Origin of the sequence: Achromobacter pestifer (genome assembly GCF_902859625.1) — a bacterium.
Lineage (GTDB): Bacteria > Pseudomonadota > Gammaproteobacteria > Burkholderiales > Burkholderiaceae_B > Achromobacter > Achromobacter pestifer.
In genome coordinates, this window is record NZ_CADIJX010000012.1 from 54,026 (window position 1) to 78,228 (window position 24,203).

Below are 24,203 nucleotides of genomic sequence, written 5' to 3' on the forward strand. Positions count from 1 at the left end.
TCATCCCCGCGCCGGAAACAGGCCAGAGGGCCGGAACACCAGCACAGCCGCCATCAATACATAAATGGCGATGGCGGCCAGCGTCGGACCCACGCTGGAGGCCACGGCCGGAGAAAAGACCTGGCGCAGCAGCATCGGCAGAAAAGCCCGCCCCGCCGTATCCACCATGCCCACCAACAAGGCGCCGACGAAGGCGCCCCGGATCGAACCAATTCCGCCGATCACGATGCAAACCAGCACCAGGATCAGGATTTCCTCGCCCATGCCCACCTGCACCGATGTGATCGGCCCCAGTAGCGCGCCGGCCACCGCGGCCAGCATGGCGCCCAGCACGAAGACACCCAGGAACAGCAGCGGCACGCGCACGCCCATCAGGGTGGCCATCTGGCGGTTGGACGCGCCGGCCCGCACCAGCACGCCCGCACGGGTGCGCGTCACGAACCAGTACAGACCCGCGGCGGCGGCCACGCCGAACACAATGATCATCAGGCGGTAAGCGGGATACAGCAGGTCAGGCAACAGGCGCACGGGACCGGACAGCACGGCCGGCATATTGAGCATCACCGGCGCAGGGCCCCAGATCATCTTGACCAGGTCGTTGGCGATGAGGATGACGGCGTAGGTGCCCAGCACCTGGGCCAAGTGGTCACGCAGCGCCAGGCGGCGGATCAAGGTCAGTTCCAGCACCACGCCGACCAGGCCGGTTGCGACGGCCGCCACCAGGACGGCGGCGGTGAATGAACCCGTGCGTTGCATGGTTTCGGCGGCGACATAGGCCCCGGCCATGTAGAGCGAGCCGTGAGCCAGATTCATGATGTCCATGATGCCGAACACCAGGGTCAGCCCGGCCGCGATCAAAAACAACATCAACCCAAACTGAAGACCGTTCAGCAATTGCTCGACGATCAGCGTAAACGTCATGAACACTTCCCCCTTCCGCGAATCGCCGATGGCGTTGCTCGCGGCTAAATCACCAAACCACCAGGCTCATCCTCCCCAGCGCAGACCCCGCCCGCCCCGAGCGGGGTCGCGCGGAGCCGGCTTCGCCGGTCCGCAGCGACGCCCCCTCGAGGGGGAAGCGTGCAGCGCGTCGGGGGTGGGCCCCACCTATAGCTTGCAGTCGCCGACGTAGACGTCCTGGTACTTGTCGAACACCTTGCCCACCAGCTTGTTGGTGACGCGACCGCTGCCGTCCTTGTCGACGACGCGCAGGTAATAGGCCTGGATCGGGTAGTGATTCTTGCCATAGGTGAAGCTGCCGCGCACCGACGGATAGTCGGCCTTTTCCAGCGCGCGGATGATGGCGTCACGGTCAGAGGCCTTGCCGCCGGCCTGCTTGACGGCGGCATCCATCGCCATGATGACGTCGTAGGCCTGGGCGGCATACACGGACGGGTAGCGGCCGTTGTATTCCTTGCGGAAGGCATCCACGAAGATCTTGTTCTGCGGCACGTCCAGGTCATGCGCCCATTGCGCCGTGTTGTACATGCCCAGCATCGGTTCACCCACGGCCTGGATCACGTCCTCATCCGCCGAGAATCCCGGGCCGATCAGCTTGACGCTTTGCGACAAGCCGGCCGACACGAACTGCTTGACGAAGTTGATGCCCATGCCGCCCGGCAGGAAGATATAGACGGCGTCCGGCTTGGCGGCGCGGATCTGCGCGATCTCGGCGGCGTAGTCGATCTGACCGAGCTTGGTATAGACCTCATCGCCCGGCGCGGTCTTGTAGCCACGCTTGAATCCCGTCAGCGCATCCTTGCCGGCCGGATAGTCCGGCGCCATGATGAACATCTTCTTGAAACCGCGATCCGCCGCGACCTTGCCGGCTGCTTCATGGAAGGCGTCGTTCTGGTAGGACGTGCCGAACCAGTAGTTATTGCATTGGGCGCCAGCGAACTGGCTGGGGCCGGGGTTGTTCGACAGATAGGGCACCTTGGCCGCGAACAACGCGGGGCCTACCGCCAGCGCCACGTTGGAACCAATGGGGCCGGTGAAGAAATCGATCTTGTCGCGCTGGATGTAGCGCGTGACCAACTGGCGAGCCTGGTCGGGGTTGCCGCCCATGTCGGTCTGCACGAATTCGGCGGGCTGCCCGCCCAGCTTGCTGCCCAACTGCTTGATGGCCAGGTTGAAGCCGTCACGGGCTTCGGCGCCCAGCGCCGCGAACGGGCCGGAGATATCGTTGGCGATGCCGATCTTGACGGAATCGGCCATGGCCACGGCCGGCACCAGCGCGGCAACGGCGATAAGGGAAGTGATCAAACGCATGGTGGTGTGCTCCGTGCGCGAGCCCGCGCAGAGGGTGTTCTTTTTGAGGGTGCGATTCGAATGACTTCTATGCCCGGCCTGCCGGCGCCATTGCGCCGCCGTCAAACTCGCGCTTGCAAAGATATTGCTTGCTACGCCACGATCCCGTTGTGCAGCATAGGGAACACTGGCGTGGTTCATAGTTTAGGTTTAAAGTATTCTTCAAAACAAGACTAGGGTTTTTACCAAAGGGTTTTTACTAATAATCCACCGCCATGGTTACCCGCTTGCCGCCACTACGACCGCGTCACATCGGACGCCCGGTACAACGCTCGCGCGACAGTACCCGACATCCCGCCGATACTCAAGAAATACGCCGATGCCCGGCAACGACGGGCACCCGCCATGACGACATCGTGCTGACGCGCGATGATTCCTCCCACCCGCTGACCCGCTCCATTCGAGCAAATGGGTCTTGCGCCCGCTTCCTCACGCATTCCCGGTATCCTTCCTAGCCATGACTGACGCTCCCGACCTGGAATCCCGCGCCGCGCCCGACGACCATCACGCGCTGCGTCTGTGGCTGCGCATGTTGACCTGCGCCAACCTTATCGAAGGCGAGATCCGCAGCCGCCTGCGCAACGAGTTCGACACGACGCTGCCCCGCTTCGACCTGATGGCGCAATTGCAGCGTGCGCCCAAGGGCATGAAGATGGGCGACCTGTCGCGCCACATGATGGTCACCAACGGCAATATCACCGGCATCACCGACCAGTTGGAAAAGGAAGGCCTGGTCGTGCGCACCAAGGTGGAATCCGACCGCCGCAGCTCGCTGATCAAACTCACCCCTCTGGGCAAGAAGACCTTCGCCCGCATGGCGCGCGCGCACGAGTCCTGGGTCAAGGCCATGTTCGGCGACCTGCCCGAGACCACCCGCAATGCGCTGTTCCAGGCCCTGGGCGAACTCAAGCTGCAAGTGGTGGCCACCCGGTCGGAATCCGCCAAGGGCTAGCGCCTGCCCGGTTCCGCTTCAAGCACTGAAATCCGCCCCCGGTTTGGCGCATAATTGCCGCCATGATTCCGGTTTCTCTTCCTGGCGGTAATTTCTATGTGCTGATGGCGGCCTCGCTGGCCTGCCTCGCCACCTTGCTGACCTGGCTGGCCGTTCTGGCCACCACGCGCAGCGCCCGGCTCTGGCTGGGCGAGCATCGGCGCATCGGCTCCACGGTGATGACCTTCCTGGCCCTTGTCGGCGCCATCTTCCCCTATCAGCAGCTCAGCCTGTGGTTGTCGGCCCAGCGCGACGCCCAGGCCGACGCCAGCCGCAAGACGACGCTGGCCCAGGCCACCCGGCTTGCCGGCGTGGACATGCCCGCCGGCACGGTGCTCAGCCTGACCCAGCCGGGCGATCTGGCCTCGTTCGACCGCGCCGTCTTCCCCGAGGCGCACCCTGCCCCCGTGCAGGGTGTCGCCGCGACGCAGCTGTTCCGCTACGCCGCCACGCCCAAGCAACCCGAAGCCTTGTCGGCCGAAATCGCCCGTGACCAGGCGCAAGAAGGTTGGCTGTGCACGCACGGCCACCGGATCGAATTCGTGATGCAGGGCGGCGAGCCCCGCTTTGCCAGTTGCCACTTGGCCATCGGCAACACACTGGACCAGCAACCCGTGCCCCCGGGCACCTGGCTGAAGGTCGATCCGGCGGTGCGCGGCACGCCCCAGGACACGGCCGGGACGACCCGCTGGCTGCTGCGCTCCGAAGGCAGCGAAGCCCTGAACCTGCGCCAGATGCCGCTATTGAAGGTCGATGCGCGCCTGGACGGCCAGCGCCATCTGCTGGATTTCGAGGGGCTGCTGGCGCGCGAGACCTCGCTGGGCATCATGACCTACCCGCCCGGCACCCGCGTGCTGGCCGCCAACCCGCGCCTGCCCAACGCCCAGCCCGGCGACCTGCTGTTTTCGCCCTCGCGCGGCCGTTCGGCTCGCCGCAACGGCGGCGAGGACGTCGCAGCGGGCCAGTCCGTATTGCAGGCGCCGGACGGCACCGTGCGCCGCGTGCTCAGCAACCGCGATGCCGGCGTGCTGGATGTGGCGGACATGCGGATCGGCCCCTGACCGCCCCCTGACAAACCCCTGCCGCAAACCGGTGGGATAATACGAAACTTTCCCCCGCGCGCCGCCTAGCCTGGCGGCGATTCCGTCCTGCCTACTCAAGAGACGAAGTCATGGCCGTTAATTTGCAGATCCCCTCCGAGTCCGAAATTTTTCCTGTTGCCGGCGTTGAAATCGGCGTCACCGAGGCCGGCATCCGCAAAGCCAACCGGCGCGACCTGACCGTCTTCCGCCTGGCCGAAGGCACGAGCGTGGCGGGTGTGTTCACGCGCAACCGCTTCTGCGCCGCGCCCGTGCAGGTTTGCCAGGCGCATCTGGCCGCCGGCGGCCCGATCAGCGCACTGGTCATCAACACGGGCAACGCCAACGCCGGCACCGGCGAAGAAGGCCTGAAGAAAGCCAAAGACACCTGCGACGCGCTGGGCCGCCTGCTGGGCGTGCCTGCCGCGCAGATCCTGCCGTTCTCCACCGGCGTCATCCTGGAGCCGCTGCCGCTGGACCGCCTGGTCGCCGGCCTGCCGGGCGCCATCGCCAACCTGGCGGCCGACCATTGGTCCAACGCCGCGCACGGCATCATGACAACCGACACGCTGCCGAAAATCTCGTCGGCCAAGGTGCAGATCGACGGCAAGACCGTCACCTTCACGGGCATCAGCAAGGGCGCGGGCATGATCCGCCCCAACATGGCCACGATGCTCAGCTTCCTGGCCACCGACGCGGGCATCGCCCAGCCGCTGCTGCGCCGCCTGGCCGTGGAAATCGCGGACGCCTCGTTCAACCGCATCACGGTCGACGGTGATACGTCCACCAATGACTCCTTCATCATCGCCGCCACCGGCAAGTCCGGCGTGAACGTCAACAGCGAGTCCGACGCCGCCTACGCCGCCGTGCGCGAGGCGCTGACCGCCGCTGCGCTGGAACTGGCCACGAAGATCGTGCGCGACGCCGAAGGCGCCACCAAATTCATGACGATCCGCGTCGAAGAAGCCGGCACCACCGAAGAGGCGCTGAAGGTCGCTTACGCGGTTGCCCATTCGCCGCTGGTCAAGACCGCCTTCTTCGCATCGGACCCCAACCTGGGCCGCATCCTGGCCGCCGTCGGCTACGCCGGCATCGACGACCTGGACGTCTCCAATATCCGCTTGTGGCTGGACGATGTGCTGGTGGCCAAGAACGGTGGCCGCAACCCTGACTACCAGGAAGCCGACGGCCAGCGCGTGATGAAGCAGGCCGAAATCTCGGTGCGCATCGCACTGGGCCGCGGCCAGGTCGCGGACACGGTATACACCTGCGATTTCTCGCACGAGTACGTGTCCATCAACGCCGACTACCGTTCGTAAGCACGGGTGTCGTTGATTCGTAGGATGGGTGTAGCGCGAGAATCCTTATGCAAGAACGCCGCTGCACATCGCGCGCAACCCATCAAGCAGCGGTGAATTCTTACCGGGTTCAGCCACAACGCGACGTCTGCCTGATGGGTTACGCGCGATCAGCGATTGTGTCCTTGCCCCAAGCTTCTCGCGCTACACCCATCCTACGGAATCAACCACAAACCCGCGTGGTAACGCCGGGGGAGCAATCATCACCCAAGTGGCAACGCCGGGGGGGCAATCATCACTCGCGTGGCGAAGCCGGAATCAGCCACAACCCGAGTGGCAGCGCCCGGTGCAATCATCGCCCGAACGGCGACATCCGGCGCCATCGCAACAACGAACAACACCCGGGCGGCGTGCGGAAACGCCGCTTGGCCACACGAGGATGCAGACGTGACCGCAACCGAATTTTCCACCCTTATCCAGCGTGCCGAGCGCGTGCTGGCTCAGCTTGAAGCCTTCTTGCCTCCGGCCACGCCCGAGATCGACTGGAGCGCCCACGCCTTTCGCTGGCGCAAGCGCGGGTCGCGCGGTTGGTTGGACGCGGTACGGCATGTGGCAAGCATCGATATGCAAGACCTTCAGCACATCGAGCGCCAGAAGGCCACGATCGACCGCAACACCCTCCAGTTCCTGGAGAACAAGCCGGCCAACAACGTGCTCATGACCGGAGCCCGAGGCACCGGCAAGAGCTCGCTGGTCAAGGCCATGCTGGCCGCCTACGGCGACCGCGGGCTGCGCCTGATCGAGGTGGACAAATCCGACCTGGGTGATCTGGCCGACATCGTCGAGCTGGTCGCCTCGCGACCCGAACGTTTCATCGTGTTCTGCGACGACTTGTCGTTCGAGGAAGGCGAACCGGGGTACAAGGCGCTGAAGTCCGTGCTGGACGGCTCCGTGTCCGCCTCGGGCGACAACGTATTGATTTACGCCACGTCCAACCGGCGCCATCTGATGCCGGAATACATGAGCGAAAACCTGCAAGCCAAGCATCAACCCGATGGCGAGATCCATCCGGGCGAAACGGTCGAAGAGAAGATCTCGTTGTCCGAGCGCTTTGGCCTGTGGCTGTCGTTCTACCCCTTCAAACAGGACGACTACCTGGACATCGTTTACCACTGGCTGCGCGAACTGGGTTGCCCGGAGGCGCACATCGCGCCGTCGCGCACCGAGGCGCTGCAATGGACGATTGAACGCGGTTCGCGTTCGGGCCGGGTGGCCTACCAGTTTGCACGCGACTGGGCGGCCCGCCATGTCTGAGAAGATCGTTGATGTCGCCGCCGGCCTGATCCTGCGTCCGGACGGCATGCTCCTGCTGGGCCAACGGCCCGAAGGCAAGCCGTGGTCGGGCTGGTGGGAACTGCCTGGCGGCAAATTGGAACCCGGCGAGACCGTGCTGGAAGCCCTGGCCCGCGAATTGCAGGAAGAGCTGGGCATCCGCGTCACGCAGTCGCGTCCTTGGGTGACGTATGTACACGTCTATCCGCACACGACCGTGCGTCTGGCGTTCTGCCACGTGACTGCCTGGGAAGGCGAGCCGCGCGGATTGGAGAACCAACGCCTGGAATGGGTCGACCCCGCCCATGCGGCGTCGGTCGGCGATCTGCTGCCCGCCACCCTGCCCCCGCTGCGCTGGTTGCAGTTGCCCACCACCTACGGCATCAGTTCGATGGGATCGCGCGCTGGCGTGGCCGCGTTCCTGGGCCGTCTCGATGCCGCGCTGGCGCGTGGCGTGAAGCTGGTGCAATTCCGCGAGCCCCAATGGCCGGACGGCGCAGGCGCTGCCTCGCTGCATGAAGTGCTGCAACAGGTGGTCAAGCGCTGCCGTGCCGCAGGCGCCCGCGTGCTGGTCAACAGCGCCCATCCCACCGCCTGGTGGAAGGAAGCCGACGGCGTGCACCTGCGTGCCGCCGACGCTGCCCGCCTGACCGAACGCCCGCCATTGCCAAAGGATGCGCTGTTGGGCGTCTCCGCGCACAACAACGCCGAAGTCGTCCACGCCCGCGAACTGGGCGCCGACTTCGCCGTGCTGGGACCGGTGCTGGACACCGCCTCGCACCCGGGCGCCGCCACGCTGGGCTGGGAAGGCTTCGTCGCGGGCAACCGCGATGCCGGCATTCCGGTCTTTGCGCTGGGCGGGCAGTCCACCTCTACCCTGTCGCTGGCACTACGCCACGGCGCGCACGGCATTGCCGGCATCCGCGGCATTCTGTAGCACCTGAACGCCGGGGCAGACCAGCCCCGGCGCTTTTCTTTGCGGCTCGACGCCGCGCTCCCCAATTCAAATGCGAAACGTGCTGCGAAGTCTGGCAAGATGACAGACATATCGGTCTTGCCGCCAGCATTTCGCGCGGCGCCCCAGTCCTGATAGCCGGGAATCCCGCGTGTCGGGCCCCGCCGGCTCCCTCGTCATGAAGGAACATGCCATGTCCCGCCGTGCGAATACCGAGCGCCAAATCCTGCAAGCCCTTGAAGCCCAGATCCTGGACACCGGCATGGGCGGTGTTGGCATCAACGCCATCGCCAAACGGGCGGGAGTCAGCAAGGAACTGATCTACCGTTACTTCGACGGCATGCCGGGCCTGCTGCTGGCCTGGATGCAGGAACAAGACTTCTGGACCCGCAATCCCGGCCTGCTGGTCGCTGACGAAACCAGCCAGCGCACACCGGGCGATCTGGTGCTGTCGATGCTGCGTGCGCAGATCGATACGCTGGCCGGCAATGAAACCTTGCGCGAAGTCCGCCGCTGGGAATTGATTGAGCTGAACGACGTCACGGCGTCGCTGGCCGAGCGCCGTGAGAAGGCCGCGCACAGCTTCATCGACCATGTTGACGGGTTGACCCCGGACCTGGACGCACCCGCGATCGTCGGCGTGATGTTGGCGGGCGTGCTGTACCTGACGCTGCGCGCCAAGACGGCATCGCATTTCCTGGGGTTGCCGCTACATGAATCCGAGGGCTGGCAGCGGATCGACCAGGCACTTGCCTACCTGGTCGCCCGCAGCTTTCCGGATGCCTTGAACGACCAGCCCGCAAAGGATGCCGACACACCCCCAGGCGGCCGGACGCCAGCCGATCCCGACGCTTGAACGCCGCGAGCCTAGTTCGTATTGGTCGCAGGCGCGGCTTCGGCCTGCTGTGGCGCAGGCAAGCCTTCCCAGCCGCCGCCCAGCGCCACGATCAGGTTCACACTGGCGACCAAGCGCGTACCCAGCAGGCTGAGCGCATTGCGTTCGCTGCTGAGCGCCGTGGCGTCCACCACCGCCACGCTTAGATAATCGACCAGGCCCGCTTTGTACTGGTTCTGGATCAGGCGCAGCGATTCGCGGGCGGACTCCAGCGCGCGACGCTGCACGACCTGTTCATTTTCCATGACCCGCAGCTGGATCAGATAGTCTTCGACTTCGCGCAGCCCCACCAGCGCCGCTTGACGGTATGCCGCGGCCTGCGCGTCATACGAAGCCCGGGCCTGCTCGACCTGGGCGGCGCGCGCGCCACCATCGAAAATCGTCATCGCCAGCGCCGGGCCCAAGGACCAGAAGCGTGCCGGCGCGGTCAGCAGATCTGCGAACTGGCCATTGCGAAAGCCCCCATCGGCGGACAAGGTCAATGACGGGAACCAGGCGGCTTGCGCCACGCCGATCTGCGCATTGGCGGCCGCCGCGCGGCGCTCCGCCGCCGCCACGTCGGGACGGCGTTCAAGCAACTCAGACGGCAGGCCCACCGGAATCTGCGGCAACTGCAAGGCGAACACCGCTGGCGGCAGACTGAACCCGGATGGCGCCTGCCCCATCAGCACCGCGATGGCATGCTCGTACTGACCGCGCTGCCAATCCAGATCGATGGATTGGGCGCGCGTGCTTTCCACCTGCGTGCGCGCCACGGCCACGTCGGCCTGCCCGGCCACGCCGACCTCGTAGCGATTCTGCGTCAGCTGCAATGACTTCTCATAAGCGGCCACCGTGGCGTCCAGCAGGCGCTTCTGTTCGTCCAGGACGCGCAACTGCAAATAGGTCTGCGCCAACGCTGCCTGCGCGCTCAAGCGCGTGGCGGCCAGATCGGCCAGGCTTGCCGCCGCGCTGGCTTCAGAGGATTCGGTACTGCGGCGCACGCGGCCCCACACGTCCAGCTCCCAGCTGATGCTGCCCGTCACTGAATACTGATTCGACACATTGCTGCCGTTCGACAAGGAAGACGAACCGCTTTGGCCGTTGCCACTGCCTGAACGGGTCACGCCGGCGCCCGCTCCCACCGTGGGGTAGAAGCCCGCGCGCGCGGCGCGTACCAGACCCAGCGCCTGCCGGTAGTTGGCCTCGGCCTGCGCGATGGTCTGGTTGGACGTGTTCAGGCGATCGATCAAACCGTTCAGCGTGGCATCGTCATACACCCGCCACCATTCGCCACGATCCACGTCGTCGCGCGGCTGGGCAGGCTTCCAGCCGTCGACCTGATCCTGGCCCTCCTTGTAGGACGCGCCCACATCCAGTTCGGGGCGTTGATAGTCAGGGCCAACGGCGCACGCGCCCAATAGCGCGCACAGCACCAGCGTGATCGCGCTGCGAGGAAGGAAGGCGTTCGTAAGCGGCTTGGGTCGGATCATGTTTGTTCTATGGATGCAGGGCCGTCTTTCCGCGAACCGCGCCCGCGCGCGGCCCACAGACGGAAACGGTCCAGGTAAAGATAGACCACTGGCGTGGTGTACAGCGTAAGAATCTGGCTTAGCACCAGCCCGCCCACGATGGTGATGCCCAGGGGCTGGCGCATTTCCACGCCAGCGCCGGTTGCCACCACCAAGGGCAAGGCGCCGAAGATGGCGGCCATGGTCGTCATCATGATCGGGCGGAACCGCGTCAGGCAAGCCTGGAAGATCGCGTCGCGCGGCGTCATGCCTTGGTTGCGTTCCGCATCCAGCGCAAAGTCCACCATCATGATGGCGTTCTTCTTGACGATGCCAATCAGCAGGAACACCCCGATCAATGCAATCAAGGTGAAGTCGTAACGTAGCAACAGCAACGCCAGCAGCGCGCCCAAGCCGGCCGAGGGCAAGGTCGACAGGATCGTCAGCGGATGCACGAAGCTTTCATACAGGATGCCCAGCACGATATACATCGTGACAAGCGCCGCCAGGATCAACCAGGGTTGCTGCGCCAGCGTCTGCTGCAAGGCGGCCGCCGTGCCCTGGAAGCCCGCCTGGATCTGGTCGGATGGCAAGCCGATGCGGGCCACGGCAGCGTCAATGGCAGTCGTGGCCTCTCCCAGCGACACGCCGGGCGCCAGGCTGAAAGACACGGTATCGGCCACGAACAGCCCTTGGTGCTGCACGCTGAGCGGCGCGTTGGCGTTCTCCAGCCGCGCGAAGGCCAGCAACGGCACGCGCGCCCCGGTCGACGTGATCACCTCGACTTGCTTGAGTGATTCGATGTCTTCGGCGAACTTGGGCTCCAGGCCCAGCACCACGTGGTACTGATTCAGCGGGCCGTACATCACCGACACCTGACGTTGGCTGAACGAATTGTTCAGCACCGTGGAAATGGTGGACATGCTGACGCCCAACCGCGTGGCGGCGTCGCGGTCAATCACCAGGTTGATCTGGCGCCCCTTGTCTTCCACGTCGGTGTCCACATCCGTGATCTCGGGGATCTTCGCCATCGCCTGCTGCACCTTGGGCATCCAGGTGCGCAGCAATTGCAGGTCGCCCGACATCAGCGTGTAGTCATACGAGCCTTGGCTCTGCCGCCCGCCGATCCGAATATCCTGCTGCGACACCAGGAACATGCGTGCGCCGGGCATGTTCTGCAACTTGCCGCGCAGCCGATTGATGACGACATCGGCGGACACGTTCCGTTCGGCCAGGGGTTTGAGCTGGATCTGCATGAAGCTGCTATTGCTGCCGCCACGGCCACCCGCATAGCCTGTCATGCTCTGCACCGCCGGGTCCGCCAGCACGACCTTGCGCAGCGCCTCCAGCTTGGGCAAGGTGGCCTGGAACGACGTGCCCTGGTCCACGCGGAAAAAGCCCAGCAACTGGCCCGTATCCTGCTGCGGGAAAAAACCCTTGGGCACGGCGGTGTACAGATAGATGTTCAAACCGACGGCCACCGCCAGGATCAACATCATCAGCCGGCCATGCGCCAGCGCCCAGCGCAGGCTGCGGCGGTAGCCATCCAACATGGACTCGAAACCCCGTTCGGACCACCGCGCCAGCCGTCCAGGCGGCTTCTGCTCCTTGGGTTCATGGCGCAGCAGACGCGCGCACATCATCGGCGTCAAGGTCAGCGACACGATCAGCGACACCATGATGGCGGCCGACAAGGTCACGGCAAATTCGCGGAACAGGCGTCCGACCACGCCGCCCATCAGCAAGATGGGGATGAAGACCGCCACCAGCGACAGGCTCATCGACAGCACCGTGAAGCCGACTTCGCGCGACCCGCGCAACGCCGCGCGCATTGGCGACATGCCGTTCTCGACGTGCCGCATGATGTTCTCAAGCACCACGATCGCGTCATCCACCACAAAGCCGGTGGCCACGATCAGCGCCATCAGCGAGATCGTGTTGAGCGTGAAGCCGCACAGGTACATGATGCAGAAGGTGCCGATCAGCGATACCGGCACCGCCACGCTGGGAATGATGGCCGCGCGCCAGCGCCGCAGGAACAGCAGCACCACCAGCACCACCAGGCCCACCGCGATGATCAGCGTCAGCTCGGCCTCGTGCAGCGACGCCCGGATGCTGGGCGTGCGGTCCTGCGCCACCGTCATGTTCACGTCCGCCGGCATCAACGCCTGCAACACGGGCAATTGCGCGCGCACGGCGTCCACGGCTTCGATGATGTTGGCGTCAGCCTGGCGGCGCACGATCATCAGGATGGCCTTGCGTTCGTTGTAGAACCCGGTCTGGTAAAGATCCTCGACCGAATCCTCCACCTTGGCCACGTCCGATACCCGCACCGGCGCTCCGTCATTCCACGCGACGATCAGCGGCCGGTACTGCTCGGCGCGGCTCAGCTGGTCGCTGACCATGATCTGCCAGTGGTACTGGTCGTTCTCCAACACGCCCTTGGGACGGTTGGCGTTGGCATTGGCCAGCGTCGCGCGCAGCTGGTCCAGCGACACGCCCCGATTGGCCAGCGCGCCTGGCAGCACGGTGACGCGCACCGCAGGCAGCGAACTGCCGCCCACGGTGACTTCACCCACTCCGTCCACCTGCGCCAGCTTCTGCGCCACGATGGTCGAGGCAATGTCGTACAGCTGGCCCTGGCTAAGCGTGTCGGAGGTCAACGCCAGCGTCATGATGGGCGCGTCCGACGGATTGGACTTGTGATAAGTAGGGTTGCTGCGCAGGCTGGTGGGCAGTAGCGAACGAGCCGCGTTGATGGCGGCTTGCACGTCGCGCGCCGCGCCGTTGATGTCGCGCGACAGATCGAACTGCAAGGTGACGCGCGTGGAGCCTTGCGAACTGCTGGACGTCATCTCGGTCACGCCAGCGATGCTGCCCAACGAACGTTCCAGCGGCGTGGCCACGCTGGAGGCCATCGTCTCGGGGCTGGCGCCCGGCAGGCTGGCCGACACCGAGATTGTCGGGATATCCACCTGCGGCAATGGCGCCACGGGCAACAGGAAAAACGACAGCATGCCCGCCATCACAATCGCCAGGCTCAGCAGCGTGGTCGCCACCGGCCGGACGATGAAGGGCGCCGACAGAATCATGATGCATCCCCGGACGCCGGCGCGCGCACGCCACGCCAGCGGCGCGACATGCGGTCGAACATCAGATAGATGACCGGCGTGGTGAACAATGTCAGCACCTGGCTGAGCAGCAGGCCGCCCACCATCACCAGACCCAGCGGCTGGCGCAATTCAGCGCCCGTGCCGGTCGACAGCATCAGAGGCAAGGCGCCGAACAAGGCGGCAAGCGTCGTCATCAGGATGGGCCGGAACCGCAGCAGCGCCGCCTCATGGATGGCCGCGCGCGGGGTCAGGCCGCGCTTGCGCTCGGCGTCCAGCGCGAAGTCGATCATCATGATGGCGTTCTTCTTCACGATGCCGATCAACAGGATGATCCCGATGATGCCGATCATGTCCAGCTCGGTGCCGCTGATCAATAGCGCCAGCAATGCGCCCACACCGGCTGACGGCAGGGTGGACAGGATCGTGATGGGGTGGATGTAGCTTTCGTACAAGACGCCCAGCACGATGTACATGGTGACCACCGCGGCCAGGATCAGCCACAGCGTGCTGGTCAGCGAATTCTGGAATGCCAGGGCCGCGCCCTGGAAGCGCGTCTCCACGGCGGTGGGCAAACCGATCTCGGCCTCGGCGGCGGTGATGGCTTCAACCGCGTTGGACAGCGACGCCCCGGGCGCCAGGTTGAACGACACCGTGACCATGGGGAACTGGTCCAACCGGTTCACGGCCAACACCGTCCGGCCCTCGGAGATATGCGCCACCGACGACAACGGCACTTGCGCGCCGGTCGAGGTCGGCACATGGATCTGACCCAGCGCGTCCGGGTTCATCTGGAACTGCGGCTGCACTTCCAGCACCACGCGATACTGGTTGGACTGGGTAAAGATGGTGGAGATCAGCCGCTGGCCGAAGGCGTCGTACAGCGCTTCGTCCACCACCGCGGCCGTGATGCCCAAGCGCGACGCCGCGTCGCGATCGATCTCAACCCAGGTCTGCAAGCCATCGTCCTGCAAATCGTCCGTCACGTCCTTCAGCCCCGGCACCTTGCGCAACCGGTCCACCAGCTTGGGCGTCCACTCGCTCAGCACCTTCAGGTCGGGGTTGGAAAGCGTCATCTGGTACTGGGTACGGCTGACGCGGTCTTCGATGGTCAGATCCTGCACGGGTTGCATGTAGACGGTCAGGCCGTCCTGCTTGGCCAAGGATTCCTGTAGCCGCGCCATCACCGTGCGCAAGTCGCCATTGCGTTCAGCCTGGGGCTTCAACGCGATCTGCATGCGCCCGGCGCTAAGCGTGGCGTTGCTGCCGTCCACGCCGATGAACGACGACACGGCCTGCACGTCGGGATCCTCCAGGACCAGCCGCGCGGCGGCTTGCTGGCGTTCGGCCATGGCGGGGAACGAGATCGATTGCGGCGCCTGGGTGATGGCCTGGATCAAACCCGTGTCCTGCTGCGGGAAGAAGCCTTTGGGCACCACCATGTACAGCACCACCGTCAGCGCAAACGTTCCCAACGCCACCAGCAAGGTCAGCGGCTGATGGCGCAGCACCACTTGCAGCATGCGGTCGTAGCCGGCGATGACACGATCGATGAAGGCGCCCGTGGCCGTGTGGAAGCGGCCGTGCTTCTGTTCGGATTCGGCGCGCAACAGACGGGCGCACATCATCGGCGTCAGCGTCAACGACACCACCAGCGAGATCAGGATGGACACCGCCAGCGTGATCGCGAATTCCCGGAACAGCCGCCCCACCACTTCCGTCATGAAAAGCAGCGGAATCAAGACGGCGATCAGCGAAAAGGTCAGCGAGATAAGGGTGAAGCCGATTTGCGAGGCGCCCTTCAGCGCCGCCTGCAATGGTTTTTCGCCCTCTTCTATGTGACGGGCAATGTTCTCGATCATGACGATCGCATCGTCCACCACGAACCCGGTGGCGATCGTCAATGCCATCAAGGTCAGGTTGTTGATCGAGAAGCCCGCCAAATACATGATGCCGAACGTCCCCACCAGGGACAGCGGCACCACGACGCTGGGGATCAGCGTGGCCGTCATGCTGCGCAGGAAAACGAAGGTCACCATGACCACCAGCGCCACCGCCAGCAGCATTTCAAACTTCACGTCTTCCACTGAATCGCGGATGGTCTGCGTGCGATCCGACACCACGGTGACGTCCAGCGTGGCCGGCAAGGCCGCGCGCAACTGCGGCAACAGTGTCTGGATCCGGTTGACCACATCGATCACGTTGGCGCCCGGCTGGCGCTGGATATTCAACAGGATGGCGGGCTTGTCGCCGGCCCAGGCAGCCTGGCGCGTGTCTTCGGCGCCCTCGACCGCGCGCGCCACGTCGGACAGGCGCAGTGGCCCGTTGTTCCGATAGGCGATGATCAGGTCGTTGTAGTCGGTCGGGGTCTTCAGCTGATCATTGGCGTTGATCGTGGTGGAGCGCAGCGGCCCGTCCAGATTGCCTTTCGGCTGGTTGACGTTGGCGCCGACCACCGCCGCCCGCAGGTCCGACAAGGCCAGCCCGTTGGCCGCCAGCGCCTGGGGATTGACCTGCACCCGCACCGCCGGCCGCTGGCCGCCCGCCACGCTGACCAGGCCCACGCCCGGTATTTGCGACAGTTTCTGCGCGACCCGCGTGTCCACCAGGTCGCGGACCTGCGGCAAGGGCATGGTGGGCGACGTGATGGCAAGCGTCAGCACGGCCGCGTCGGCCGGATTCACCTTGTTGTAGGTCGGCGGCACCGGCAGATCGCTGGGCAACAGGTTCGACGCGGCATTGATCGCCGCCTGTACCTGTTGTTCGGCCACGTCCAACGGCAGCGTCAGATTGAACTGCATCGTGATGACCGAGGCGCCGCCCGAGCTCGTGGACGACATCTGGTTCAGGCCCGGCATCTGCCCGAACTGCCGTTCCAGCGGCGACGTGACCAGCGAAGTCATGACGTCCGGACTGGCCCCGGGGTACAGCGTCACCACCTGGATCGTCGGGTAGTCCACCTCTGGCAGCGCCGACACGGGCAGCAGCCGGTAGGCGATGAACCCGGCGATCAGAATCGCCACCATCGCCAGGGTGGTGGCCACGGGGCGAAGAATGAACAGGCGCGACGGACTCACGATGATCTCGGCTTATTTGGACGCGGGCGTGGTGCCGGCCGGGGCGCCCGCCCCGAGCGTCTTGTCGCGGGTGGCGGGAATCACTTCGGCGCCGCCCACCACTTCCACCTTGGCGCCAGCGCGCAGGCGGTCGGTGCCTTCCGTGACCACGCGGTCGCCAGGTTGCAGGCCGTCGTTCACGGCGACCATGCCGTTGTTGATGGCGCCCAGCTTCACCTGGCGAACCAGGACCGTATTGTCCGGCTGCACCAGGAACACGAAGGCGCCGGCCGACCCTTGCTGGATCGCGGCGGTGGGAATCGCGGTGACGTCCTTGCGCGTCAGCACATGCAGGCGCACGTTGACGAACTGGTTCGGAAAGAGCGCATCGTCCGCGTTGTCGAACTTGGCTTTCAGCTTCAGCGTACCGGTGGTGACGTCGATCTGGTTGTCCAGGGTTTCCAGCACGCCCGTGGCGATGCGGCGGGTATCGGCGCGGTCATAGGCGTCGACCGTCAAGATCTTGCCGGCGGCGATTTCGCCACGCACTTCAGGCAACTGTGTCTCGGGCAAGGTGAAAACGACGGAAATCGGTTGGGTCTGGGTAATCACCACGAGCCCGTTGGTGTCCGAGCTGGACACCAGATTGCCGCGGTCTACCTGACGCAGGCCCAGGCGCCCGCTGATGGGCGCGGTGATCCGGGCGTAGTCCAGTTGCAGCTTGGCGTTGTCCACATTGGCCTGGTCGCTTTTGACGGTGCCTTCGTACTGGCGCACCAGCGCAGCCTGGGTATCCACCTGCTGCTTGGCAATGGAGTCTTGCTTGAACAAGGCCTGATAGCGTTGCAGGTCACGCCGCGCGTTCTCCAGCTGGGCCAGATTCTGCATCTGCGTGCCGCGAGCCTGGTCCAGGGCAACCTGGAAGGCCCGCGGGTCTACTTGCGCCAGCAGGTCGCCTGCTTTCACGCGCTGCCCTTCCTGGAACGCCACCTCCACCAGTTCGCCGCTGACGCGGCTGCGCACGGTGACCGTGTTGTAGGCCGTGACGGTGCCCAGGGATTTCAGGTAGATGTCGATGTCCTGCGTGGTGGCGGTGGCGACGCGCACCGGCACGGCCAGATTGGCCATCGCAGCCATCGGCGGCCGCCCACCGCCGGCCCGTCCGCCCGGGCCGCCCGCGGCGCCCTGCTTGGCCGACGGCCGCAGCACCAGCCAGGCGATGCCCGCCACGACAAGCAACAAGACCAGCAGCCCGATGACTCGGCGGCGGGTCCAGCGGGAAGACGGGGAAACAGGACGACTATCGGGCATGGAAACGGTTCCGGCACTGACGGAGAAAGCCGTATTGTCTACTAGTCGGTCGTGATTTCTACCATTGGCGGCCGGAGTTGAAACTGGCCGCAACAAGAATCGGTCTCAAGAACTTGGGGAGGCCGCGCTTTTGGCGGCTGATGGGAGGGGGGGTTCTTGGGGGAGACGCTTGGTGGGCGTTGGTGCTTGGTGGCTTTGCTGCTTGATGGGCGTTGGTGCTTGGTTGGCGCTGGTGCTTGGTTGGCGCTGGTGCTTGGTGGCTTTGCTGCTTGATGGGTTGCGCGCGATGGGGGGCCGGGTTCTGGTGGCGGGGGGTGCGCGCTTCACCCATCCTACGAGCTACAGAGCGTCATTTGGAAGGCGACGTCGCGGGCGACTTGTTGGGGCTTGAATTCGCCGTCTTGCGAGGAAAAGCGTATCCAGATCATGTACTTATTGGCACTGATCTCGGGAAATGTGCCTTGGGCCGGGTCCACCCAGACACGCAACAGCTGGAGTTGTTTGCCGCCCAGCATCTGCTGGTAGGCGCCCTGTTCGGCCACGATATCCGTCTTGCGACCGGACTCGCGCAGCAGGCGCAGGGCCAGCGTCAAGCCATCGTGCAAGGGAATGAAGGGAGCAACCCAGGTCTGCAAGTCCGCGCAACGGGCGGCTTCGGTCTTGTTCTGCCAGGCGAAGTAGGAAGGCATGTCCACTTGCGTGGCGCTGCCCGGCACGGACAGCCGGCCGCGCAGGCTGGTCAGCCATTCGTTTTCACGCAGCGATTGTCCGGTCTTGCCCGGCGGAGCCAGCGCGCTGGCCACCTTTTCAAGTTCGCGCAGCATGGCTTCCAGCGCGTCTTGCGCCACGCCAGGGTGATCGCGCAAGCCCACCAGCGACGTACGCTGGCGCTCCAGGTCTTGCAGCACCGCGCCTTTCACGTCGGTGCGTTCGCACGCATCGAGCAGATCGAAAAGAGAAGTAACGGCAACCTGATGTTGGCGTGAGTCCCCCTCACGAGCAAAGAAGAACAACCTGTCGAACAGGTATTCCAATCGCAGGTAAGCGCGGATGCGCTCATTGAAGGGGTATTCGTAAACAATCACGCTTTTTGACAGGCCCATCAGTGGTCGGCCAAAGGCCGAGGGATTCAGGGGTGCCGGCCAAGCTTGTCGCTTACCGGCCCGTGGTGGTCGCCAGCGTGAGCCAGCGGTCATGCAGGGTCTTCGCCTGCGCGCGCAATTGTTCCGGTGATGTGGTGCCGTCGTTCAAGATGACGTCGTCCGCCACTTCCAACCGGCTTGCCCGCGCAGCCTGTGCCGCCATAATACGCCTGATGGCGGGCTCCGTCAGCCCGCTGCGCGACTGCACGCGCGCCACCTGCGTTTCGGGGTCGCAATCCACCACGCAGATGCGATCCACACGGGTGCGCCAACGCGCCAGGGACTCCACCAGCAGCGGCACCACGAAGACCAGATACGATCCGGTCGCGGCCGCTGCCTGGCGGCGCGTTTCTTCGGTAATAGCCGGGTGCAGCACGGCTTCCAGACGGAGCCGCGCTTGCGGATCGGAGAACGCGCGTTCACGCATCCATTCGCGGTTCAGCGCGCCATCGGGCGTCAGCGCCTGCGGGCCAAATTCGCGTTCGATGGCGGGCATGGCCGCACCGTTTGGCGCGGTCAAGGCGCGTGCGATTTCATCGGTATCGACCAGCGTCGCACCCCAATCGCCCAACATATCCGCCACGCGGGACTTGCCCGAACCAATGCCGCCTGTCAGACCAATCTTGAACATGATGCTCATCCTTTCGTGCCTAGCGCATGAACAGCCAGAATCCCTGCTCGCCACCCAGCAGCAGCATCACGATGCCGGCCAGGGCCAGGTAGGGTCCGAAGGGCAGTGGCTGCCCTCGGCCAGCGCGGCCCGCGAGTGTCAGCAGGCCGCCGATCAGCACGCCCACCAGTGACGCCGCAAGCAACAGCATGGGCAGGGATTCAACACCAAACCACGCCCCCAATGCCGCCAATAGCTTGAAGTCGCCATAGCCCATGCCTTCACGCCCGGTCAGCAGACGGAATACATGGAAGATAACCCACAGGAAAACATAGCCGGCCACGGCGCCCACCACGGCCAGCGGCAGTGTGGTGAACGTGCCGAACAGATTGACCAGCAGGCCGGCCCAAAGCAGCGGTTGCGTCAGCGCATCGGGCAGCAAGGTCGATTCAAAGTCGATCCAGGCCAGCGCCACCAGCATCGCCGACAGCCCCATGGCGAACAGCGCAACAGGGGTTGCGCCGAAGCGCCAGGCGCAGGCAGCGAATAGCGCACAGGTCAGGAGTTCAATCGCCGGGTAGCGCCAGCTGATCGGGGCATGGCATGCGGCGCAGCGCCCGCGCAGCAACAACCAACCCAGCAGAGGAAGCCGACGCCAGCCCAGTACCGGCGCTTGGCACGCCGGGCAATGCGACGCCGGGCGCAGCAAGCCGTCGGGGCTGGCGGGCCGCGCCTTGCCCACCGCATCCAGGCATTGCGCCTGCCATTCGCGTTCCATCATGCGCGGCAAGCGATAGGTCAGCACGGTCAGCCAGTTGCCCATGAACAGGCCCGCCAGCGCAGCCAGCCCAATGAAAGCGCCCAAGGGTATGTCGAAGACGTGCCTCACGCTGGTCATGAGCCGGCCCGACGTGCGCCAATGCCCGCATCCATGGCTGCGTGAATGACCGAAAGGCAAGCCGTCTGGCAACGGCCGTGTCGTAATTTGTGCATAAAGTGCAGACAACGCCCAAGAGTGGCTAAGGGAACGTATCGAATCTTCGCATAAGTGCGTAAAATCGGAGACAGACTCAATTCACGGATAAGCTGCCATGACCGCCCGCGTCGATATCGTTACCCGATCCCGCAAACTCAGCGTCATGGGGCTGCTGCTAGCCGGTACCGTAATGGGCGCCGCAGGCTGCGCCCAGCAGAAAACCGAAGGGTATTACGACCCCCCGGTTGAAAGCACCGTGACCGACGCGCAATATCAGGGTTCGGGCGCCGGCTATCGCAGCGTCATCCGCGCTCCGTCGCAGGTGCAGATCGCACTGAAGCCCGACGCCCGCAAGCCAAACCAGGCCGCCCAAGGTGTGCCGACCGGCCAGACCACCGAGGACGGCCAAGCCGTGCCGGAAGGCGCCGACACCACCGCATCTGCGCCGGCCCCCGCGCCCGTCGCCCCCAACGCCGCCGCGCAGAGCCTGGTGCCGCAACCGCAAACGTACATGGGCACCCTGCCGTGTTTCTCGCCCGCCATGCAATGCACGGCGCAACGGGTCACGCTGACCCTGGCGCCCAACGGCCGCTGGCGCGGCCGCACGGCATACCTGGAAAATGACCCGGCGAAAGGCCCGGCAGTGACCGAGCAAGGCTGCTGGGACGCCACCGATGAGCGCCCGCCCCGCGTCATCCTGATGGATGGCAAGGGTAACGTCCGCGTGGAATTCGTGGTGGCTGCCAATAACGTGCTTCGTGTGCGCTCCATCGCCGGCCAGACGCCCAACCTGAACTACAACCTGACGCGCCAGCCGGATCTGGATCCGATTGACGAACTGGCCAAGGCCGCAGCGCCCCAGTGCCCGTAAGGTTCTGCATGTAATGCCCCACCGGGCCTGGCGAACACCGCGTTCGCCAGGCCCGGTTTGTTTCTGCCGGGGCCCTTTCTGGCGGAACTGCTGGAAGAGGAAGAGCACGTCAGGGAGCCACATCGGGCGCGTCAGCGCCCAATGGGCCAACATCCAGTGGATCCATGTCTGGCGGATTGCCGTCCAGCGGGTTGCCACTCAGGGAATTACCGTCCAGCGGGTTGCCGCCCAGCAGGTCTGATCCGTATGCCGGCGGCGCCGGTGCATGCAGCACATGGTGAGACGTGACGGCCGGCGCGGCGCGAGCCAGCGGTTCGCCGTAGTCCGTCTGGGCGTTGAGAATGGGCGATGCCCCCGCACGCCCATGCGCGCATAGCTGGCAGGCCAATTGCATGGCGTTGCGGGCATCCAGCTTGGAGAAAATGCGGGCGCGGTGAGCTTCGGCGGTGCGTAGCGAAATGCCCAGGTCGATGGCAATGACCTTGTTGGGACGGCCGGCCGCCACATAGCCGACAATCTGCCTTTCACGGGGCGTCAATGCGGAAAGCACCGCTTGAAGGTCGGGGCGGGGAGCTTGCATGGGCGACTCTTTTTGCAATGTAGGATTACATCAAGTCTGCCCCGCCGCCCAAGGCGGCGAAAGCTGGCAATTCTGTCAGGGGCTGGCGCGGCGATCACGCCGCCCCACCGTGAGCTGAAACGTCAGGCCGTGTAGGCCAGTTCCAGATTGTCGATCAGGCGGGTGGCGCCCAGCTTGGCGGCCGCCAGCACCACGACGGGTTCACCAGCATGCAGGTCGGCGGCCTCGGGGCGCTTCAGGTCGCGCTGGCGGCGCAGGGCCACGTAGTCGACCTTCCAACCGCGCTGGGTGAGGCGGTCGGCGGCGTCGCGTTCCAGCGCCAGCGCGTCGCGCTCGCCCTGCGCCAGCCGTTGGCCGATGTTGTGCAGTTCGGCATACAGCGCCGGCGCCTCGGCGCGTTCGCCTTCGGTCAGGTAGCGGTTGCGCGACGACAGCGCCAGGCCGTCATCGGCACGTACCGTTTCGTGGGCCAGCACTTCCACCGGCAGCTGGAACTGGCGGCACATGTTGCGCACCACCATCAGCTGCTGATAGTCCTTCTTGCCGAACACGGCCACGCGCGGCTGCACGCAGGAGAACAGCTTCAGCACCACCGTGCTGACGCCTTCAAAGAAGCCGGGGCGGAACTCACCTTCCAGGATGTCGCCCAGATCGTCCGGCGGCTGCACTCGATAGCTTTGCGGTTCGGGATACATCTCGCGCTCGTTCGGCGCGAACAGCACGTAGACGTCCCGCGCCTGCTCCAGCTTTTCGATGTCGGCCGCCAACGTGCGCGGATACTGGTCGAAATCCTCGTTGGGACCGAATTGCAGGCGGTTCACGAAGATGCTGGCCACCACGGGGTCGCCATGCTGGCGAGCCAGCTTCATCAGGGACAGGTGCCCTTCATGCAGGTTGCCCATCGTGGGCACGAACGACACGCGATTCTGTCCGCGCAGGTGATCGCGCAATTCCTGGATGGTGTGTACGACTTTCAAGGGGACTCTCCGGGGTTGGGGGCAGCCCGGTCAGGATCAGGCCGCGACCGCCGCCACGCTGGTGTAAGCCAGACGCACGTAAATGGGCGCATAGGGTTCCGCCTGCGTGATCTCAAGCAGGGATTCGCGGGCCAGTTCCAGCATGGCGATGAAATGCACGACAACGACCGCGGCGGGTGCCCCTTCGCGGACACGCTCCATGAACAGGTCGCCAAATTCGATGAAGCGCACGTCGTTCAGGCGCCGCAGGATATGCGTCATGTGATCGCGCACGGACAACTGTTCGCGCGTGATGTGGTGGTGCTGATTCAGCTTGGCCCGCTTCATGATGTCGGCCCAGGCCTGGCGCAAGTCGTCCACGCTGACTTCAGGCATCATGCGTTCGACGCTCAGGTCGGCCACGGCCTGGCTGCTGACGAAATCGCGGCCCAACTGCGGCAGCTTGTCCAGCTTCTGGGCGGCCAGCTTCATCTGTTCGTATTCGAGCAGACGGCGGACCAGTTCAGCGCGAGGATCTTCGGGTTCTTCGCCGGTGTCGGTCTTCCTGACCGGCAGCAGCATGCGCGACTTGATCTCGATCAGCATGGCCGCCATCAGCAGGTATTCGGCGGCCAGCTCCAGATTGGTGATGCGGATCTGGTCCACATACGACAGGTACTGCCGCGTGACATCCGCCATCGGGATGTCCAGCACATTGAAATTCTGCTTGCGGATCAAGTACAGCAGCAGGTCCAGCGGCCCTTCAAACGCTTCCAGGAATACTTCCAGGGCATCCGGCGGAATGTACAAATCCGTCGGCATCTGGAACAGCGGCTCGCCGTACAGGCGTGCGAACGCCACGCTATCGACGGTATCGGGCGTGCTGTCCACAGGCGGTTCCACTAGCTTGGCCAGTGCCTCGCCCGCGACTGAAGAGTTGTTGGACATGTCTGCCGCAATGGGATCAGTCTGCCGAATACACGTAAGGTTTTTGCGGCACGCGAGCCGCGCGGAAGCCTTCCAGCAGTTCCGAGTCCTGCGGTTTGTCCCAAAGACGCGCACGGCCTTCGCGCTGGCGTTCTTCGGTGCCAGGATGCGATTGCTTGAAGTCTTTCAGGAAAAGGGTGATCTCGGATTCGTAGTTGGTCGCCATGACACCAATTTCAATGGGTTTCGGATACCCGGAGTTTACTTCACGCCGGGGGAACCCTCGGCGTTACAATCGTCAGGCTCCCAACGCC

20 protein-coding genes are annotated in these 24,203 nt (G+C 64.9%); 7 read left to right on the forward strand and 13 right to left on the reverse strand.

What is annotated here, in order from left to right:
- The gene (locus HV753_RS28045) at positions 1-921 is read right to left on the reverse strand and encodes a branched-chain amino acid ABC transporter permease (RefSeq protein ID WP_046807392.1); all 921 of its coding nucleotides are present in this window, start codon (positions 919-921) and stop codon (positions 1-3) included.
- Between the two features lie 186 nt (positions 922-1,107).
- Positions 1,108-2,271 (reverse strand): ABC transporter substrate-binding protein, encoded by a 1,164-nt coding sequence (locus HV753_RS28050; protein ID WP_175177843.1) that lies wholly within the window; start codon positions 2,269-2,271, stop codon positions 1,108-1,110.
- Positions 2,272-2,767: 496 nt separating this feature from the next.
- Here HV753_RS28050 and HV753_RS28055 point away from each other — a divergent pair, with 496 nt between their 5' ends.
- From HV753_RS28055 to HV753_RS28080, 6 genes are all read left to right on the forward strand, one after another.
- Positions 2,768-3,262, forward strand: a complete 495-nt coding sequence (locus HV753_RS28055) for a MarR family winged helix-turn-helix transcriptional regulator (RefSeq protein WP_175177844.1) — start codon at positions 2,768-2,770, stop codon at positions 3,260-3,262.
- A gap of 62 nt (positions 3,263-3,324) precedes the next feature.
- Positions 3,325-4,362 (forward strand): hypothetical protein, encoded by a 1,038-nt coding sequence (locus HV753_RS28060; protein ID WP_175177845.1) that lies wholly within the window; start codon positions 3,325-3,327, stop codon positions 4,360-4,362.
- A 110-nt stretch (positions 4,363-4,472) separates the two neighbouring features.
- Complete coding sequence (argJ, locus tag HV753_RS28065) at positions 4,473-5,699, forward strand: bifunctional glutamate N-acetyltransferase/amino-acid acetyltransferase ArgJ (protein ID WP_175177846.1); 1,227 nt, start codon at positions 4,473-4,475, stop codon at positions 5,697-5,699.
- Between the two features lie 426 nt (positions 5,700-6,125).
- Positions 6,126-6,992, forward strand: a complete 867-nt coding sequence (locus tag HV753_RS28070; protein WP_175177847.1) for an ATP-binding protein — start codon at positions 6,126-6,128, stop codon at positions 6,990-6,992.
- Positions 6,985-7,947, forward strand: coding sequence for a Nudix family hydrolase (locus tag HV753_RS28075; protein WP_175177848.1), 963 nt, complete (start codon positions 6,985-6,987; stop codon positions 7,945-7,947). Before HV753_RS28070 ends, HV753_RS28075 begins: the two co-directional genes overlap by 8 nt.
- 211 nt (positions 7,948-8,158) lie before the next feature.
- Positions 8,159-8,821, forward strand: a complete 663-nt coding sequence (locus HV753_RS28080; protein ID WP_175177849.1) for a TetR/AcrR family transcriptional regulator — start codon at positions 8,159-8,161, stop codon at positions 8,819-8,821.
- An 11-nt stretch (positions 8,822-8,832) separates the two neighbouring features.
- Here the strand turns inward: HV753_RS28080 and HV753_RS28085 are convergent, their stop codons facing one another.
- The 7 genes from HV753_RS28085 to HV753_RS28115 form a co-directional block, all read right to left on the reverse strand.
- Complete coding sequence (locus tag HV753_RS28085; protein WP_175177850.1) at positions 8,833-10,332, reverse strand: efflux transporter outer membrane subunit; 1,500 nt, start codon at positions 10,330-10,332, stop codon at positions 8,833-8,835.
- Entirely contained in the window at positions 10,329-13,442 is a 3,114-nt protein-coding gene (locus tag HV753_RS28090; protein WP_175177851.1) for a multidrug efflux RND transporter permease subunit, read from the reverse strand. Before HV753_RS28090 ends, HV753_RS28085 begins: the two co-directional genes overlap by 4 nt.
- Positions 13,439-16,537, reverse strand: a complete 3,099-nt coding sequence (locus HV753_RS28095) for an MdtB/MuxB family multidrug efflux RND transporter permease subunit (RefSeq protein WP_175177852.1) — start codon at positions 16,535-16,537, stop codon at positions 13,439-13,441. The genes HV753_RS28090 and HV753_RS28095 overlap by 4 nt, the downstream gene beginning before the upstream one ends.
- Positions 16,538-16,549: 12 nt before the next feature.
- Positions 16,550-17,827: an MdtA/MuxA family multidrug efflux RND transporter periplasmic adaptor subunit gene (locus HV753_RS28100; RefSeq protein ID WP_175177853.1), complete on the reverse strand. Its 1,278-nt coding sequence runs from the start codon at positions 17,825-17,827 to the stop codon at positions 16,550-16,552.
- Positions 17,828-18,159: 332 nt separating this feature from the next.
- Positions 18,160-18,912: a cell division protein ZapD gene (zapD, locus tag HV753_RS28105; RefSeq protein WP_246288412.1), complete on the reverse strand. Its 753-nt coding sequence runs from the start codon at positions 18,910-18,912 to the stop codon at positions 18,160-18,162.
- A 70-nt stretch (positions 18,913-18,982) separates the two neighbouring features.
- Complete coding sequence (gene coaE, locus HV753_RS28110; protein WP_175177855.1) at positions 18,983-19,600, reverse strand: dephospho-CoA kinase; 618 nt, start codon at positions 19,598-19,600, stop codon at positions 18,983-18,985.
- Between the two features lie 19 nt (positions 19,601-19,619).
- Positions 19,620-20,477 carry a prepilin peptidase gene (locus HV753_RS28115; RefSeq protein ID WP_175177856.1) on the reverse strand — a complete coding sequence of 286 codons (858 nt, stop codon included), beginning with the start codon at positions 20,475-20,477 and terminating at the stop codon, positions 19,620-19,622.
- Positions 20,478-20,670: 193 nt separating this feature from the next.
- Here HV753_RS28115 and HV753_RS28120 point away from each other — a divergent pair, with 193 nt between their 5' ends.
- Positions 20,671-21,426 (forward strand): copper resistance protein NlpE N-terminal domain-containing protein, encoded by a 756-nt coding sequence (locus HV753_RS28120; RefSeq protein ID WP_175177857.1) that lies wholly within the window; start codon positions 20,671-20,673, stop codon positions 21,424-21,426.
- A gap of 109 nt (positions 21,427-21,535) precedes the next feature.
- Here the strand turns inward: HV753_RS28120 and HV753_RS31305 are convergent, their stop codons facing one another.
- From HV753_RS31305 to HV753_RS28140, 4 genes are all read right to left on the reverse strand, one after another.
- The gene (locus HV753_RS31305; protein ID WP_175177858.1) at positions 21,536-22,006 is read right to left on the reverse strand and encodes a response regulator transcription factor; all 471 of its coding nucleotides are present in this window, start codon (positions 22,004-22,006) and stop codon (positions 21,536-21,538) included.
- Between the two features lie 122 nt (positions 22,007-22,128).
- Positions 22,129-22,983, reverse strand: coding sequence for a pantoate--beta-alanine ligase (panC, locus tag HV753_RS28130; protein ID WP_175177859.1), 855 nt, complete (start codon positions 22,981-22,983; stop codon positions 22,129-22,131).
- 36 nt (positions 22,984-23,019) lie between these two features.
- Positions 23,020-23,910, reverse strand: coding sequence for a segregation and condensation protein A (locus tag HV753_RS28135; protein ID WP_175177860.1), 891 nt, complete (start codon positions 23,908-23,910; stop codon positions 23,020-23,022).
- A 16-nt stretch (positions 23,911-23,926) separates the two neighbouring features.
- Positions 23,927-24,115, reverse strand: coding sequence for a DUF3460 family protein (locus HV753_RS28140; protein WP_050447026.1), 189 nt, complete (start codon positions 24,113-24,115; stop codon positions 23,927-23,929).
- Positions 24,116-24,203 lie beyond the last annotated feature (88 nt).